14 protein-coding genes are annotated in these 16,099 nt (G+C 72.4%); 9 read left to right on the top strand and 5 right to left on the bottom strand.

Annotated features, from left to right (window positions below):
• Positions 1-471 precede the first annotated feature (471 nt).
• Together IE269_RS36450 and IE269_RS36445 are read left to right on the top strand one after the other, a co-directional pair.
• The gene (locus tag IE269_RS36450; RefSeq protein WP_438817663.1) at positions 472-1,113 is read left to right on the top strand and encodes a TetR/AcrR family transcriptional regulator; all 642 of its coding nucleotides are present in this window, start codon (positions 472-474) and stop codon (positions 1,111-1,113) included.
• Between the two features lie 148 nt (positions 1,114-1,261).
• Positions 1,262-2,893: an MDR family MFS transporter gene (locus IE269_RS36445; protein WP_189827593.1), complete on the top strand. Its 1,632-nt coding sequence runs from the start codon at positions 1,262-1,264 to the stop codon at positions 2,891-2,893.
• Positions 2,894-2,992: 99 nt separating this feature from the next.
• Here IE269_RS36445 and IE269_RS36440 read toward each other — a convergent pair whose 3' ends face one another.
• From IE269_RS36440 to IE269_RS36430, 3 genes are all read right to left on the bottom strand, one after another.
• A complete protein-coding gene (locus tag IE269_RS36440) occupies positions 2,993-3,469 on the bottom strand; it encodes a hypothetical protein (RefSeq protein ID WP_189827583.1) in 477 nt (158 codons plus the stop codon).
• 43 nt (positions 3,470-3,512) lie between these two features.
• The gene (locus IE269_RS36435; protein WP_229898485.1) at positions 3,513-4,247 is read right to left on the bottom strand and encodes a response regulator; all 735 of its coding nucleotides are present in this window, start codon (positions 4,245-4,247) and stop codon (positions 3,513-3,515) included.
• A 272-nt stretch (positions 4,248-4,519) separates the two neighbouring features.
• Complete coding sequence (locus IE269_RS36430) at positions 4,520-5,359, bottom strand: sensor histidine kinase (protein WP_229898484.1); 840 nt, start codon at positions 5,357-5,359, stop codon at positions 4,520-4,522.
• Positions 5,360-5,496: 137 nt separating this feature from the next.
• Here IE269_RS36430 and IE269_RS36425 point away from each other — a divergent pair, with 137 nt between their 5' ends.
• Complete coding sequence (locus IE269_RS36425; protein WP_189827582.1) at positions 5,497-6,195, top strand: ABC transporter ATP-binding protein; 699 nt, start codon at positions 5,497-5,499, stop codon at positions 6,193-6,195.
• Complete coding sequence (locus IE269_RS36420) at positions 6,192-8,516, top strand: ABC transporter permease (protein WP_189827581.1); 2,325 nt, start codon at positions 6,192-6,194, stop codon at positions 8,514-8,516. The genes IE269_RS36425 and IE269_RS36420 overlap by 4 nt, the downstream gene beginning before the upstream one ends.
• Positions 8,517-9,189: 673 nt before the next feature.
• Here IE269_RS36420 and IE269_RS36415 read toward each other — a convergent pair.
• Together IE269_RS36415 and IE269_RS36410 are read right to left on the bottom strand one after the other, a co-directional pair.
• Complete coding sequence (locus IE269_RS36415) at positions 9,190-10,158, bottom strand: D-2-hydroxyacid dehydrogenase family protein (protein ID WP_189827580.1); 969 nt, start codon at positions 10,156-10,158, stop codon at positions 9,190-9,192.
• Positions 10,159-10,427: 269 nt separating this feature from the next.
• Positions 10,428-11,369, bottom strand: a complete 942-nt coding sequence (locus tag IE269_RS36410) for a TIGR01777 family oxidoreductase (protein WP_189827579.1) — start codon at positions 11,367-11,369, stop codon at positions 10,428-10,430.
• Positions 11,370-11,739: 370 nt separating this feature from the next.
• Here IE269_RS36410 and IE269_RS36405 point away from each other — a divergent pair, with 370 nt between their 5' ends.
• The 5 genes from IE269_RS36405 to IE269_RS36385 are packed head-to-tail and all read left to right on the top strand — an operon-like array spanning position 11,740 to position 16,085.
• Positions 11,740-13,395, top strand: a complete 1,656-nt coding sequence (locus IE269_RS36405) for an ATP-binding protein (RefSeq protein WP_308437005.1) — start codon at positions 11,740-11,742, stop codon at positions 13,393-13,395.
• 57 nt (positions 13,396-13,452) lie between these two features.
• Positions 13,453-13,881 (top strand): roadblock/LC7 domain-containing protein, encoded by a 429-nt coding sequence (locus IE269_RS36400; protein WP_189827577.1) that lies wholly within the window; start codon positions 13,453-13,455, stop codon positions 13,879-13,881.
• Positions 13,878-14,237: a DUF742 domain-containing protein gene (locus IE269_RS36395; RefSeq protein ID WP_189827576.1), complete on the top strand. Its 360-nt coding sequence runs from the start codon at positions 13,878-13,880 to the stop codon at positions 14,235-14,237. The genes IE269_RS36400 and IE269_RS36395 overlap by 4 nt, the downstream gene beginning before the upstream one ends.
• A complete protein-coding gene (locus IE269_RS36390; RefSeq protein ID WP_189827575.1) occupies positions 14,218-14,847 on the top strand; it encodes a GTP-binding protein in 630 nt (209 codons plus the stop codon). The genes IE269_RS36395 and IE269_RS36390 overlap by 20 nt, the downstream gene beginning before the upstream one ends.
• Complete coding sequence (locus IE269_RS36385) at positions 14,844-16,085, top strand: cytochrome P450 (RefSeq protein WP_189827574.1); 1,242 nt, start codon at positions 14,844-14,846, stop codon at positions 16,083-16,085. Before IE269_RS36390 ends, IE269_RS36385 begins: the two co-directional genes overlap by 4 nt.
• Positions 16,086-16,099 lie beyond the last annotated feature (14 nt).

Raw genomic sequence — 16,099 nt, 5'->3', positions numbered from 1 at the left:
TGGCACGCTGTTGAGTTCTCAAGGAACGGACGCTTCCTTCGTACTCACCCTCGCGGGCTTTCCTCCGGACGTTTTCGTTCGGTATTTCGTGTTTCCGACTCTATCAGATCGTTTCCGGCCTGATTCCCAGTCGAACTTGGGTTGTCTTTGCGGCTGTTGGGCCGTTCCGACGAGTGAGACATTAGCGGATTCCTGCGCCCCGAACCAAATCGGGGTTTCGGCGTCCTCATTTCGAGAAAAGGGCACGAAAAACAGCGCGACAGACGTCGCGGATTTGTCGTGCTCTTGTTCTGCGGAATGGTCGTCCTGGGCCAGTCGGAACCGGTGCTCACATCGGACAACCCGAAGAACTATACGGACTACCAGCACCGGCGTCAACCCCTGCATGACGCAGCCCTGCACCCACACCGCACGAGGCCCCTCAGGCCCGGCCCGTTTATTAATTTTGCAGGGTCTGCATCTTTGCGTAGTCTGCAACATGTGAAGAACAAGGACGGCGTACCTGGGCTCCGAGAGCGCAAGAAGCAGGCGACTCGGGCGGCGCTGGCCGATGCGGCGGTACGGCTGGCTGCCGAGCACGGGGCGGAGAACGTCACCGTCGAGGCGATCAGCAGTGCGGCGGGCGTCTCGCCGCGCACGTTCTTCAACTACTTCGACAGTCACGACGACGCTTTCCTGATGGTCGACCCGGAAGTCGGCGAGCGGGTCAGACGTGCGGTGCGCGATGCGCCGGCCGCGCTGCCCGTGCTCGACGTACTGCGGGAGGCGTTCGCGGCGGAGTTGGTGGACGTCGAGGAGCGTCACGAGATCTGGAGCCTGCGGGCCAAGGTCTTCCAGCGTTCTCCGCACCTCCTCGTCCGTGGGCTGGGGGCCCACATGGCCGAGGAGCAGGAGCTGGCCGCAGCGGTGGCCGAGCGGTTGGGGGGTGTGCCGGGCGAGCCCGTCGGGCTCTACCCCCGGCTGGTCGCCGCCGTCGCGACCACGGCGATCCGGGCCTCGATCGAGGACTGGGTCCAGCGCACCCCGGACGTCGCCTTCATCGACGTCTTCCGGGAGTCCTTCGTCCACCTGGGCTCCGGGCTGGGCGCCCCCGCCCCCGCTGCGGGCTCGTGAACCGCCGCGGCACCTCCGCACGGACATCGGCCCCCTGCCGTGCCCCCGCTGCCGTACCCCTTGAGTTTTTTCCTGCCCGATCTCCGGATCGACTTCCAAGAAGGACACCGTGAGCGCAACAGAGGCGCCTGAACAGGCGCCCACCTCCATGAGTCACAAGCAGATACTCCAGGCCATGTCCGGGCTGATGGCCGGCATGTTCGTCGCCATCCTGGCGGGCACGGTCGTGGCCAACGCACTCCCCCGGATCATCGCCGACCTCGGCGCCAGCCAGTCGTCGTACACCTGGGTCGTCACCTCCGAGCTGCTCGCCATGACGGCGACCGTCCCGCTGTGGGGCAAGCTCTCGGACCTCTACAACAAGAAGCTGCTGCTCCAGCTCTCGCTGGGCATGTTCGTGGTCGGCTCGCTGCTGGCCGGGTTCTCGCACGAGGTCGGGCTGCTGATCTTCAGCCGGGTCGTGCAGGGCATCGGTGCCGGTGGTCTCACCGCGCTCGCCCAGGTCGTCATGGCGGCGATCATCCCGCCGCGTCAGCTCGGCAAGTACGCCGGCATCTTCGGTGCCGTCTTCGCGGTCGGCACGGTCGCCGGGCCGCTGATCGGCGGCGTGCTGGTGGACACCTCGTGGCTGGGCTGGCGCTGGTGCTTCTTCATCGGCGTCCCGTTCGCTCTGCTGGGCATCGTGCTGTTGCAGCGCACGCTGAAGCTGCCGACCGTACGCCGTGAAGTGAAGATCGACTTCCTGGGTGCGTTCCTGATCGTGGCGGGCGTCTGCGCGCTGCTGATCTGGACGTCGCTGGCGGGCAACCAGTTCGACTGGGCCTCGTGGCAGACGGCCGCGCTGACCGGTGGCGGTGTGCTGCTGCTGATCGCCGCGGTGTTCGTCGAGGCGCGGGTGCCGGAGCCGATCATTCCGCTGACCATCTTCCGCAACCGCACGGTCAGCCTGACCACGATCGCGAGCCTGCTCGTCGGTGTGGCCATGTTCGGCGGCACCGTGTTCCTGTCGCAGTACTTCCAGATCGCGCTCGGCAAGTCGCCGACGGTGGCGGGGCTGATGAGCCTGCCGATGATCCTGGGTCTGCTGGTGTCGTCCACCATCGCGGGCCAGATCATCAGCAAGACCGGCAAGTGGAAGGCGTACCTGGTCGCGGGCGCGGTCGTCATGACCGCCGGTCTGGGGCTGCTGGCGACCATCGACGCGGACACGCACTTCGGTCTGCTCAGCGTCTACATGGCCGTCCTCGGCATCGGCGTCGGCATGCTGATGCAGAACCTGGTGCTGGCCGCGCAGAACGACGTTCCGGCCACCGAGCTGGGCGCGGCCACCTCCGTGCTCTCCTTCTTCCGCAGCATGGGCGGCACGATCGGCACCAGCGCGCTGGGCGCGGTGCTGGCGAACCGGGTCGCGACCGAGATGGCGAACGGCATGAAGGCGGCGGGCATGCCCGTCCCGCAGGGCGGCGACAGCGGCTCCGTGCCCGACATGGCCAAGCTGCCCGCGCCGCTGCGCGAGATCGTGGAGAACGCGTACGGTCTGGCGACCGCCGACCTCTTCCTGCTGGCGGCGCCGTTCGCGGCGCTGGCACTGGTGGCGGTGATCTTCATCAAGGAGAAGCCGCTGAAGACCACGAGCGGCATGGAGCGGCTCGCGGAGGAGGCCGGTGCGGCGGAGGCCGGCGAGGCCGTCGCCTCGGACGCTCCGGTGAAGGACGTGCTGGTCAAGGACGACGGCCAGGACGGCGGCAGCAAGAGCACTGCGCCGACTCCGGTGGGCTGAGTCTTTGCGGCGGTCGTACGTGAAAGAGTGACGGGCGAGGCCCCGGTCACCCCCTCGGGGGGTGACCGGGGCCTTTCTCGTACACGCGGCCGGAGATCGCTAGCGGCTGCCGTGCGGCGGGCGGACCTCGGCGAACCAGCGGCGGCGCGGGCCCCGGTAGAGCAGGGCGTCCCAGCCGAGGGCCGTCAGGACGTCGGCGCACCGGGTGAGCTGCTCGCGTTCCTCGGCGGCGGCCCCGCTGCCGGAGGGGCCGAGCCATTCGACGGCCACGGTCTGCGGCTCCTCGCCGGGGCGGACCCGGTAGCCGGTGGCGGTGCGGTGGCCGTCGGCGTCGGTCGCGGAGGGGGTGAGGGGTGCGGCTTCCAGGGCGAGGGCGACCGCGTTGGTGAACTGGCGCAGCTCCCAGGCGGCGGGGGCGGACGCGGAGCCCTGGGTGAGGCGGCGGATCTGGAGGAGGCCGTCGAAGGCGGTGCGGACGGCGGCGGCGCGCAGCTCCGGGGGTTCCGGGGGCGGTGGGCCGTCGCCGGTGGAGGGGGCGAAGGGGGCCTCGGCTGGGGAGGGGTTCGGGACGGCCATGGGGTCAGTGTCCTCGTTCGGTGCGGGTCCTGGGGGTGCGGGGTCAGTCGAATTCGCCGGGGGTGACCAGGCCGGTTTCGTACGCGAGGACCACGGCCTGGGCGCGGTCGCGGAGGGTGAGCTTGGCGAAGATGCGGGCCACGTGGGTCTTGACGGTCGCTTCGCTGAGGCCGAGCTGTGCTGCCAGTTCGGCGTTGGAGAGCCCGCGGCCCATCAGTGCGAGGACTTCGTGTTCGCGCGGGGTGAGGGTCGCGAGGTCGCGGTGCACGGCGGGGGTGCGGGGATCGGGTTCCGGTTGCGGGGCGGTGCGGCCGGCGAAGCGTTCGACCAGGCGGCGGGTGATGGTCGGGGAGAGCAGCGCGTCGCCCGTGTCGACGAGGCGTACGGCTGCTGCCAGGTGGGCGGAGGTGACGTCCTTGAGCAGGAAGCCGCTGGCTCCGGCGGCGAGGGCCGCGTAGACGTAGTGGTCGAGGTCGAAGGTGGTCAGCATGATCACCCGGCAGTCGGGGCGCTCGGCGAGGATGCGGCGGGCGGCATCCAGGCCGTCGGTGCCGGGCATCCGGATGTCCAGGAGGACGACGTCCGGGCGCAGCTCGCGGGCCCCGGCGACGGCTTCCTCCCCGTCGGCCGCCTCGCCGACGACGTCGATGCCGCGGGCGGTGAGGATCAGGCGGAATCCGGTGCGTACGAGCTCCTGGTCGTCGGCGATGAGGACGCGGGGCGCATCGGTCGCCGTGGGCTCCGCACGGGTCGGCGCGGGCCCGATGGCCGGGTCCACGGGCGTGGGGGCGGCCCGGGTGTGCCGTGGAGCGAGGAGGGCTGCGGCACGGTGGTCTGCCGGGGCGGGCGTGTCCGTGGCCGGGGTGGGCCCGGCCGGTGTGGGCCGGGGGCCCGGTGGTGGCAGAACGGTTCCTCCGTCGGGCAGACCGGCCGGGTGGGCCGTCCCGGTGTGCCGTGGCGCGGGGGCGGTCGGGGGCCGGCGGCCGGCCGGTGGTGTGGCTGTGTCGCTTGTCGGGAGCGACGGGGTCGGCCGGGGAGTGGGCGGTGGGGTCATGACGGCTCCCTCGTCGGGCTGTCCAGGGGGATGCGGGCGCGGACGCGGTAGCCACCGCCGAGGCGGCGGCGGGCGTCGAGGTCACCGCCGTAGAGGGCGACGCGTTCACGCAGGCCGAGGAGGCCGTGGCCGGTGCCGTCCGTCGGGCGGGTCGGCCGGGGTCCGTCCTTCAGCGCGCTGGGGCCGCTGTTGAGGATTTCCACGCGGAGGGAGCGGTCGGCGTAGCGGATCGTGACCTGGGCGCCGGTGCCGTCGCTGTGTTTGAGGGCGTTGGTGAGGGCTTCCTGGACGATGCGGTAGGCGGTGACGTCGACACCGGGCGGGAGGGGGCGGGGGGTGCCGGAGATCCGTACCTCCACCGGGAGGCCCGCGAAGGCGATGCGGTCGACGAGGGGGCTGAGCCGGGTGAGGCTCGGCTGTGGGGCGAGGGTGGTTTCCCCCGGGGTGTCGTCGCCGTCGGCGGAGGGGGCCAGCAGGCCGAGCAGGTGGCGGAGTTCGGTCATGGTGTCGCGGCCGGCGCGTTCCACGGCGGCCATCGCGGTGGCGGCCTCGTCGGGGAGGGTGGCCAGCACTTCGCGGGCTGCGGTGGCCTGGACGACCATGAGGCTGACGTTGTGGCTGACGATGTCGTGCAACTCGGCGGCGATACGGGCCCGTTCGGCGTCGACGGCTGCGGCGCCGGCGTTCTCGCGTTCGCGTTCCAGGAGCCAGCGGCGCTCCTCCAGGGAGTCCCGGTGGCGTTTGCGGGATCGTAGGAGAGCGACGTACAGCACCGCGACGGCGGTGCACGCCACGGCCGTCGCGGCCATCCACCAGCCCGCCCCTGAGCTTTCCACGCCGTCATCCTCGCAGGCGGTGGGGCGTGGCGCGTCGTTCTCGCGGGGCAGGGGCGTACATCCGCGGATGTAGGCGGGGCGGGGTGTACATCCGGGGCGGGATGCCGGGCCGGGCGGGGCGCTTCTAGGTTCGGGGCATGACTGGGAATGAGCGGGCCGTGGTCCAACTGGACGGTGTGCACAAGGAGTACGGCGAGGCGAAGGCCCTGGACGGGCTGTCGCTGGAGATCCGGGCCGGGGACGCGGTGGCCGTGATGGGGCCTTCGGGGTGCGGGAAGTCGACGCTGCTGAACATGGTGGCGGGGCTGGACCGGCCGACGTCGGGGCGGGTGCGGGTGCAGGGGCAGGATCTGGCGGAGCTGAACGAGACGGGGCTCGCGCTGTTCCGGCGGCGGCACATCGGGATGATTTTTCAGTTCTTCAATCTCATTGACGATTTGCCCGCGTTGGACAACGTGACGTTGGCCGCGCAGTTGACGGGTACGCCCGCGAAGCAGGCGCGGTTGCGGGCGTTGGAGTTGCTGGACGAGCTGGGTGTGGCCGATCGGCGGAACGCGTATCCGGCGGTGTTGAGCGGCGGTGAGCGTCAACGGGTGGCGGTGGCGCGGGCGTTGATGAACCGTCCGGCGCTGCTGCTGGCGGACGAGCCGACCGGGGCGCTGGACAGCCGGTCGGGCGAGCAGGTGATGGATCTGCTCATCGACCTCAATCAGATCGGGCAGACGCTGTTGATCGTGACGCACGATGCGCAGTTGGCCGCGCGGTGTGCGAACCGGCTGGTGGAGGTCGCCGACGGGCGGGTGGCGCGGACGAGTGCGCTGGAGGCCGGGGTATGAGCGCGGTGTGGGCGGCCGCGCGGGCGGCGGTGCGGCGGCGCAGGCTCCAGAGCTGGCTGATCGGGCTGGTGGTGCTGTGCGCGACGACGACGGTGGTGCTGGCGCTGGGGTTGCTGACGGCGGCGCGGGGGTCGTTCGACGAGGCCTTCGAGCAGCAGCGCGGTGCGCATGCGGTGGTCACGGTGGACCGGGCGAAGGTCTCGGACGCGGCGCTGTCGGAGACGGGTCGGCGGGCGGGGGTGGCTGCTGCGGCCGGGCCGTACGGGCAGCGGGTGGTCGATGTGCCCGAGGAGTTGGCGGGCCGCCCGCCGGGGCCGCTCACGGTGGTGGGCCGGGCCGGGGCCGGTGGTGCGGTGGACCGGGTCGAGCTGGTGGCGGGGCGCTGGGCGAAGGGGCCGGGCGAGATCGTGCTGTCCTCGCCGAACGGCGGGTACGACGAGGAGGTGCTCGGGAGCGCGGTGCGGGCGCGTGGCGTTCCGCCGCTGACCGTCGTCGGGTTCGCGAACAGCATGAGCGGATCGGCGGACGGCTGGGTGACGCCGGATCAGATGCGGGCGCTGGGGCCGGAGTCGGCGCAGATGCTGTACCGGTTCGACGCGTCCGGTACGGCGCAGGAGGTCGCGGACTCGGTGGGCCGGGCGACGGCGGGGCTGCCCGAGGGGGCGGTGGCGTCGGCGCAGTCGTACGTCACGCTGCGGGCGGCGTTCTCGTCGCGTGCGGAGGCGTATCTGCCGTTCGTCTCGCTGTTCGGGGTGCTGGGTTTGTTGGTGTCGGTGCTGATCGTGGGGAACGTGGTCAGTGGGGCGGTGGTGTCGGGGTTCCGGCACATCGGGGTGCTGAAGGCGCTGGGCTTCACGCCGAACCAGGTGGTGTCGGTGTATCTGGTGATGGTCTCGGTGCCGACGGTGGCGGGGTGCGTGCTCGGGGCGGTGGGGGGATGGCTGGTGGCGCAACCGGTGCTGGAGGTGGCGTTCTCGGGTGTCGATGCCGGGGTGGCGCGGGTGGAGGCGGCCGCGTGGGTGCCGGTGGCCTGTGTGTTCGGGATGCCGCTGCTGGTCGTGGTCACGGCGTTGGTTCCGGCGTTGCGGGCGCACCGGCTTCCGGCGGCCCGGGCGATCACCGCGGGCAGTGCGCCGGCGACGGGTCGGGGACTGTGGGTGCAGCGGGTACTGGGCGGCAGCCGGTTGCCGAGGGCGGTGAGTCTGGGGCTCGGGCATCCCTTCGCCCGGCCGGGCCGGACGGGTCTGACGGTGGCGGCGATCGTGCTCGGGGTGGTGACAGTGACGGTGACGACGGGGCTCTCGGCGACGTTGGTGTCGTACAGCGCCTCGGGGTTGGAGGGGTCGCGGGTGGACGTGATGTCGGCGCAGCCCGGTCTGCCGCCGCCGCCCTCGGGCGACGGGAAGGCGCGGCAGCCGTCGAAGCGCGGGGATGTGCAGATCGAGGAGTTGCTGCGGTCGCTGCCGGGGGCTTCGGGGGTGACGGCCCGGGGGCTGCTCCAGGTGCGGATGGCCGGGTACGCGCAGCTGCGGTTCGTCAACTTCTACCGGGGCGACCCCACGACGGAGGGCCTCCACCTCATCGCGGGGCGGGTGCCGGAGGCGGCCGGTGAGGTGATGGTGGGACCGGCGTTCCTGGCGCAGCACGGGCTGGCGCTGGGCGACCGGATCTCGTTGGAGCTGAACGGGCGGACGGTTCCCGGCCGGGTGGCCGGTGAGCTGTCGGAGGGCGACGAGCGGGTCCTGCACGCCTCCTGGGCGACGCTGGAGAAGCTCGCGCCGGGGACGAAGGCGATCGAGTACGCCGTCCAGGTCGCCCCGGACGCGAGCCCCGGTGCGTACGCGGACGCGGTCATGGCGGCCGACCCCGGGCTGTACGCGGTGGTGGGCGACTCCGGGAACAACGCCACGACGACGGTGGTCGGCTTCTCCTCGGTGTTCACGCTGCTGCTGGGCACGGTGGCGGCGCTGGGCGTGCTCAATTCCGTGGTGCTGAACGTCCGGGAGCGGCAGCGGGACCTGGGGATGCTCAAGTCGATCGGGATGACGCCGCGTCAGGTGGTGGCGATGACGGTGACGTCGGCGGCCCTGCTGGGGGCGGTGGGCGGGATGATCGGGGTGCCGCTCGGGATGGGGGCGCACCGGTGGGTGGTGGAGCACGTGGGGATCATCGTGTTCCCGGAGTCGATGAAGGACGTGTGGGAGGTGCGGTGGGTGGTGGCGCTGGGGCTTTCGGGGGTGCTGATCGCGGTGCTGGGCGCGGTGGGTCCGGCGCGACGGGCGGGGCGGATGGGGGTGGCGGGGGCGCTGCGGAACGAGTAGGGGGGTGCTTGTCTGTGCCCCATCAGGGGCACGGGCTGTACCGGATCTGCGGCTCCGCCGCGCGGGCGCGCCCCTTGAGGGGCGCGGGGAACTGCGCGACCAGCCACGACGCTCCCGCACGGAACCGTGCAATTGCCCCGCGGGTTTAGGTGAAGGGGCGGGGCTGGGGACCCTCTTGGCCCGGCGGGCCGGGGCTTCACCTGCCCGGCACCGGGAGGCACCCCGAGGGCCCCGGGGCTACGCGCACCCGGCGTGCAAGGTGCGGGCAGGGGCCGGAACCGGGGCGGGCCCGGATCGGGCGGGCCGCCCCCTTGCCCGCCCGTCCCGCCCCCGGGGGGCGGCCCCGCCGCCCAAGGGGGCGAGGGAGGTGGAAGGGGGGCGGGCGGCCCCCGCCGCCCAAGGGGGCTGGGGGAAGAGGAGGAGGGGCCCCGCCGCCCAAGGGGCTAGCGAAAGAGAAGGGAGGCGACCCCGCCGCCCAGGGGGCTAGCGAAAGGAGAGGGGGCGGCCCAGTTGCCCGAGGGGAGGAGGGATCAGCAGGAGGGTTGGGTCGCTGTGCGGGCGCAGGCCGCGCTGGACGGCGGAGCCATGGAGGTGGACGCCGACCAGGCCGGGGCCGGGGCCGGGTCGAGGGCGCGGTGGAGGAGGTCGGCGGCGGCTTGCGTCGGGGGCTCGGTCACTGGGCGCCGCCGATCCGGCGGAGGTGGTGGCCGTCGAGGTGGGCGCGGATGTTCTCGACCGCCTGGCCGTAGTACGTGGCGTAGTTGGCCCGGGTGACGTAGCCGAGGTGCGGGGTGGCCAGGAGGCGGGGGGCGGTGCGGAAGGGGTGGTCGGCGGGGAGGGGTTCGGTGTCGAAGACGTCGACGGCGGCTCCGGCGATGGTGCCCGCGTGCAGGGCCTTCAGGAGGGCGTCCTGGTCGACGAGGCCGGCGCGGGAGGTGTTGACCAGGTGCGCGGTGGGCTTCATCAGGGCGAGTTCGGGGGCGCCGAGGAGGCTGCGGGTGCGGTCGCTGAGGACGAGGTGCAGGGAGACGAAGTCGCTGGTGGCGAGGAGGTCTTCGAGGCTGGGGGCGAGGGTGGCGCCTGCTGCGGTGGCGCGCTCCTCGGTGAGGTTCTGGCTCCAGGCGGTGACGTCCATGCCGAAGGCGTTCGCGACGGCGGCTACGCGGGTGCCGATCTTGCCGAGGCCGATCAGGCCCAGGCGGCGGCCGTGCAGGTCGGCGCCGACGGTGGACTGCCAGGGGCCGTGGGTACGGAGGTTGTGCGCCTCGGTGACCAGGCCGCGGGCCAGGCCCAGCAGGAGCGCCCAGGTGAGTTCGAGGGGCGGGGTGGGGGCGCTGGAGGTGCCGCAGACGGTGATGCCGTGCTGTTCGGCGGCGTCGAAGTCGATGACCGAGTTGCGCATGCCGGAGGCGATCAGGAGCCGCAGGCGCGGGAGGCGGGCGAGGAGGGAGGCGGGGAAGGCGACGCGCTCGCGGAGGGTGACGACGATGTCGAAGTCGGCGAGGGCGGCGGCGAGGGCGTCCTCGGAGGGGAAGTGGGTGGGGAGGGGGACGAGTTCGACGTCCGGGGTGAGGGGGGTCCAGTCGGTGGCCGTGAGGGCGGCGGACTGGTAGTCGTCGAGGAGGGCGCAGCGGAGGGGCATGGGGCGGGCCTTCGGGGTTCGGGGTGGTGGGCGGGGCGCAGAGTACCTGGCCAGGGGGTGGGGTGCGGGGAAATTTTGGGCGGTGGGCTGCTTGGGCGGGAGGGGCTGTGCGGCCCCCGCCCGCTTGGGCAAGAGGGCCCCTGACCCGCCCCTCCACCCAAAGCGCTCGCCGCGCGGCGATAGGACGGTTTCCTGCGGGTGCTTTGTGGCTGGTCGCGCCCACGCGGCGGAGCCGCAAATCGACACAGCCCCGCGCCCCTGAAGGGGCGCTAGCGGGTGCGGGCTCGGTGGACCAGGTCGCGGGCGGCGGTTCCCCATTCGGGGTGGGTGAAGGTGAAGCCTTCGGTGAGGAGGCGGCCGGGGACCACGCGGCGGCTCTTGAGGAGGAGTTCTGTGTCCGTGCGGAGGACGAAGGCGCCCGCTTCCGCCATCCAGCGGGTGGCGGGCAGGCCGATCGGCACGCCCGACGCCCTGCGCAGGGCGCGCATGAAGGCGCGGTGCGGGAGGGGGTGGGGGGCGGCCAGGTTGAAGGGCCCGGAGAGGTCGGGGCGGCCGATGAGGAATTCCACGGCGCGGACGAAGTCGTCGTCGTGGATCCAGGAGAGGTACTGGGCGCCGCCCGCGACCGGTCCGCCCAGGCCCAGGCGGACCATCCGGTGCAGGACGTCGAAGACGCCGTCCGCGTCCGGGCTCATCACCATCGCGGCGCGCAGGGCGACCTTGCGGGTGTGCGGGGTGGCGGCCCGCTCCTGGGCGCGTTCCCAATTCTTGGCGATGCGGACGCTGTACTCCCAGTAGCCCGGGACGTCCGGTTCGGTGCCGCCGACGACGCCGGTCGTCTCGTCGTGCGGGGTGTCGAAGCTGTGGGCGTAGAGGGTGGCGGTGCTCATCTGGAGCCAGAGGGCGGGCGGTTTGGACGCCGAGGCGATGGCCTCGCCGACGGCTTCGGCGGAGTGCACGCGGGAGTCCATCATGTCGCGGAGGTTGGCGTCCGTGTAGCGGCAGCTCACGCTGCGGCCCGCGAGGTTGATGACGACGTCGCTGCCGTCGATCTCCTTGGCCCACTCCCCCTGCGTGCGGCCGTCCCAGGCGACCTGCCGGGCCCGGGTCGGTGTGCGGGTGAGGATGACGACCTCGTGGCCCGCACCGGTCAGCGCGCGGTCGAGCACCGCCCCGACCTGGCCGGTTCCGCCGGGGATGACAATCTTCACGGGGGCTCCCCCTCGGTACGGCGCCGGGCTCCCCCGGTGCGGTGGGACGAGCCTATGCCCGTGCTCGCACAGGTGGACGCACGGGGTTCGTGGGTGCGTGACCGGCCAGGGGCGGGGTGATTCGGTCGAGTTGCCGGGGCGGTGTTCGTGGGTGACGTTGCGTGGCTAGCATGGCCATGGTCGGCGGAGCGGAGCAGGAGATTCAACTTCCGCTTTCCGGCTGCCTGTTCGTACGGTACGGAAGGGTTCCAGCCCCGTTCCGCCGCCGCATCCACGTCAGAGGACCCGCGCCATGACATCGCCTGCCGCCCCCCGACCGCGCCACAGCCCACCCGGAGGACAGCGGCGCCCACCCTGGGCGGCGCCCCTGGTGAGCCTGGTCGTCGCCGCGGCGGCGGGCGGCGGTGCGGTGGCCGCGGCACCGGAGGCCGCCCGGAGCTGGGTGCTGGGGGCGGCCGTGGTCGCCGGGGTGTGCGTGGTCGTGGCGGTCGCCGTGGCCGGGTCGTTGACCCGGAGGTCCGCGCGGGCCGCCGAGCGGGCGCGCGAGGAGTGCGACGTACTGCGCCAGGAGGCGTTGCGCCGGGCCGGGGAAACCGCACATCTGCTCAATGTGTCGCTGCCGGAGGTGGCGAAGCGGCTGCACGACGGTGCGGGCGCGGAGGCCGCGTTGCACAGCGTGCAGCGGCCCGCGGACCCGCAGTTGGCGCAGTTGCTGTACGCGGTGGCCGCCCGCTCCGGCGACCTGCACGCGCGGACGGCCGCCGCCGAGTCGGGGCGGGCCCGCGCCGAGCACACCCTCGGTGACGTCGAGCGGCTGGCGGCGACCGTGCTGCCGGAGGCGGTCTCCCGGTTGCGCACGGGTGCGTCGGCCGAGACCGTGCTGGCCGCGCTGCCGCTGCCCGAGGACCCCCGGCTGCGGGGGCTCCTGGAGCGGACCGTGCGCGACTTCGCGGACAGTGAGCGGCGTGCCGTCGCCGCGCAGGCGGCCAGCGCCACGGGGCTGGGGCGGGTGCAGGCCAAGACGCTGCGGATACTCGCCGATCTGCGGGGCATGCAGGACAAGTACGGGGGTGAAGTGTTCGGCGATCTGCTCCAACTCGACCACACCACCTCGCAGTTGGGGCTGCTGACGGACCGTCTGGCGCTGCTGATGGGCGGGCGTTCCAGCCGGGCGTGGAACAAGCCGATCGTGATGGAGTCGATCCTGCGCGGCGCGGTGGGCCGGATTAGCGACTACCGCCGGGTGCGTCTGCACTCGACGTCGACGGCCTCGATCGCCGGGTTCGCCGCCGAGGGCGTGATGCACCTGCTGGCCGAGCTGATGGACAACGCGACGAACTTCTCGCCGCCGGTCAACGAGGTCCATGTGTACGTCGAGGAGGGCACCTCGGGGCTGGTGGTGACCGTCGAGGACAGCGGCCTGTGCATGGCTCCCGCCGCGATGCGCCGCGCGGTCGCCTCGGTGTCCGGGCAGTCCAACGACCTGGCCTCCCTCCAGGGCACCCGGCTCGGGCTGGCCGTGGTGGGCGTGCTGGCCGCGAAGTACGGGATCTCGGTGAACTACCGGCCGTCCTCGCGCGGCGGCACGGGTGTCGTGGTGCTGCTGCCGCCGCAGCTGCTGGCCCAGCAGCGCAGCGCCCCCGCGGTGGCCCCGGCGCCGGTGGAGCTGCCGCGCCCGGCCGCGTCGCCGGAGGCGCCCGTACCGCAGGAGCTGTCCGTACGGGAGCAAGTGGCGCACGTAAAGGAGCAGGAGCTTCCGGTACGGGAGTCGCAGCGGCCCGCGCCGGAAGAGCCGGCCGCGCAGACCACCTCCACCCCCAACGGCCTCCCCGTCCGCCCCCGGGGCCGGACCATGGAGGCCGCCGACCGCAAGCGGCTCGACGCCGACGAGGCCCCCGCCGCCCGGCCCGCTCCCCCGCTGCCCGGGCAGCCCGAGGCTCCTCCCGCGCCGCCGCGTCCCGACGCCGGGGCCAGGTTCGGCGCCTTCCACCGTTCGCAGAAGCGGCAAGCCCCGCCCTCCGAGTAATCCCCTCTCCACCTCTCCCCCCGATTGGAGGCACGGGCCGCCCTTCCCCGGCGGCCCATGACCACCGTGCAGACCACTGACAACAGCCTCACCTGGCTCCTGGACAACCTCCTGGAGCGCACCCCCGGCTCCCGCCACGCCCTCGTGCTCTCCCGCGACGGGCTGAAGCTCTGCCGCAGCAGTCATCTCACGCTCGACCAGGCGGACCAGCTCTCGGCGATCGCGTCGGGCATGCAGTCGCTCGCGCACGGCGCGTCCGTCGAGTTCGGCGACGGGTCGGGCGGGGTGATGCACCTGATGACGGAGTTCCCCGGCGGGCTGCTGCTGATCGTGGAGGCCGGGCAGGGCGCCCACCTCGCGGTGGTGGCGGCGGCCGGGGCGGATCCGGGGATGATCGGGCACCACATGAGCGAGCTGGTCGAGCAGATCGGCGACCATCTGCGGGCGGATCCGCGTCAACCGTCCCCCGACGGCAGCCGGTCATGAGCCGGCCGCCCGTCGACACCGGTTCCCCGGACCGCCTCTACACCGTCACCGGCGGCCGTTCGGAGCCCGACGGTCTGGTCTTCGACCTGGTCACCCTGGTGGTCAGCGAGCGGGAACCGGCGCCCGGCATGCCGTCGGAGCACGTCCGCATCCTCGAACTCTGCCGCCATCCCGCCGCCGTCGTCGAGATCGCCGCCCATCTGGGGCTGCCGATCACGGTCGTACGCATCCTGCTGGAGGATCTCCTGTCCGCCGGGTCGATCACCGCCCGCCGCCCCCGCGCGGCGGCATCCGTCTCCCAACTCCCCGAGTCCGAACTGCTGTTGGGGGTGCTCCATGGACTCCGCAATCTCTGACTCCGCAATCTCCGAGGAAGCGCCGGAGCGCACGCCGCTGGGCGATGCCGCCGACACCGGGCTGAAGATCGTGATCGTCGGCGGGTTCGGCGTCGGCAAGACGACGCTGGTGAAGTCGGTCAGCGAGATCCGGCCGCTGAACACCGAGGAGCACATGACGCAGGCGGGGGCGGGCGTCGACGACCTGTCGCTGACCTCGGACAAGACGACGACCACGGTCGCCTTCGACTTCGGGCGGATCACGCTCAACGAGCAGATGGTGCTGTATCTGTTCGGGGCGCCGGGGCAGGAGCGGTTCTGGTTCCTGTGGGACCGGCTGTTCGCGGGGACGCTGGGCGCGGTGGTGCTGGTGGACACCCGGCGGATGGCGGACTCCTGGTACGCCATCGACCGGCTCGAACACCACCGGACGCCGTTCATCGTGGCGGTGAACCGGTTCGACGACGGGGCGCACTTCTCGCTGGAGGAGATCCGGCAGGCGCTCGCCCTCTCGGAGACCGTCCCCATGATCTCCTGCGACGCGCGGGTGCGGTCCTCGGGCAAGGCCGTGCTGACGACGCTCGTCGACCATCTCTACCGCCTGGCCCTGGCACGGGAGTTGACCTCATGAGCAGCGGTATCGAAGGCTGCCCCGCCCGCACCGAGGCCGTGCGGCTCGGCGGGCTCCAGTACCAGCAGACCCCCGCGGAGCTGTACCGGGGGCTGCGCCGGGAGCACGGCACGGTGGCGCCCGTACTCCTGGACGGGGACGTTCCGGCGTGGCTGGTGCTCGGGTATCCGGAGGTCAGTTACGTCACCGCGCACGACGAGCTGTTCGCGCGGGACTCGCGGCGCTGGAACCAGTGGCCGAACATTCCGGCGGACTGGCCGCTGCTGCCGTTCGTCGGCTATCAGCCGTCGGTGCTGTTCACCGAGGGTGCGGAGCACGAGCGGCGGGCCGGGGTGATCAGTGAGGCGCTGGAGGCGGTGGACCAGTTCGAGCTGGGGCACGACTGCCGGCTGATCGCGGACGAGCTGATCGACGCGTTCGAGGGCAGCGGGCAGGCCGAATTGATGTCCGCGTACGCGCATGCGCTGCCGATGCGGGCGGCGGTGCAGATGTGCGGGATGCCCGCCGGGTCCCTGGACACGACCGATCTCGTGCACGATCTGCGGGTGTCGCTGGACGCGGCGGAGGGCGACGATCCGGTTGCCGCGTACGTACGGGTGCAGGAGCGCATCCAGCAGCTGGTGAAGGACAAGCGGGCGGCCCCCGGGCCGGACGTGACCTCGCGGATGCTGCATCATCCGGCGGGGCTCGCGGACGAGGAGATCGTGCAGGATCTGATCTCGATCATCGCGGCGGCCCAGCAGCCGACGGCGAACTGGATCTGCAACACGCTGCGGCTGCTGCTCACCGACGACCGGTTCGCGCTGAACGTGTCGGGCGGGCGTCTTTCGGTGGGCGAGGCGCTGACGGAGATCCTGTGGCGGGACACCCCGACGCAGAACTTCATCGGCCGGTGGGCGGTGCGCGACACAACGCTCGGCGGGCGCAGGATCCGGGCGGGCGACTGCCTGGTGCTGGGTCTCGCGGCGGCCAACACCGATCCGCAGATATGGCCGCAGGGGCATGTGGGCGCGGAGGGGAACTCGGCGCACCTGTCGTTCAGCAACGGCGAGCACCGATGCCCTTATCCCGCGCCGCAGTTGGCGGACGTGATGGCGCGCACGGCGATCGAGACGCTGCTCGAGCGGCTGCCGGACGTGATGCTGTCGGTTCCGGCCGCGTCGCTGACCTGGCGTCCTTCGATCTGGATGCGGGGGCTGACGGCGCTTCCGGTGTCGTTCACTCCGGTGGCCAGGTAGTGCCTGTGCGGCCG

It is taken from the genome of Streptomyces spiroverticillatus (assembly GCA_014650415.1).
Classification (GTDB): domain Bacteria; phylum Actinomycetota; class Actinomycetes; order Streptomycetales; family Streptomycetaceae; genus Streptomyces; species Streptomyces spiroverticillatus.
Note: the sequence above shows the minus strand (reverse complement) of the source record. Positions and strands in the feature narration are given on the sequence as shown.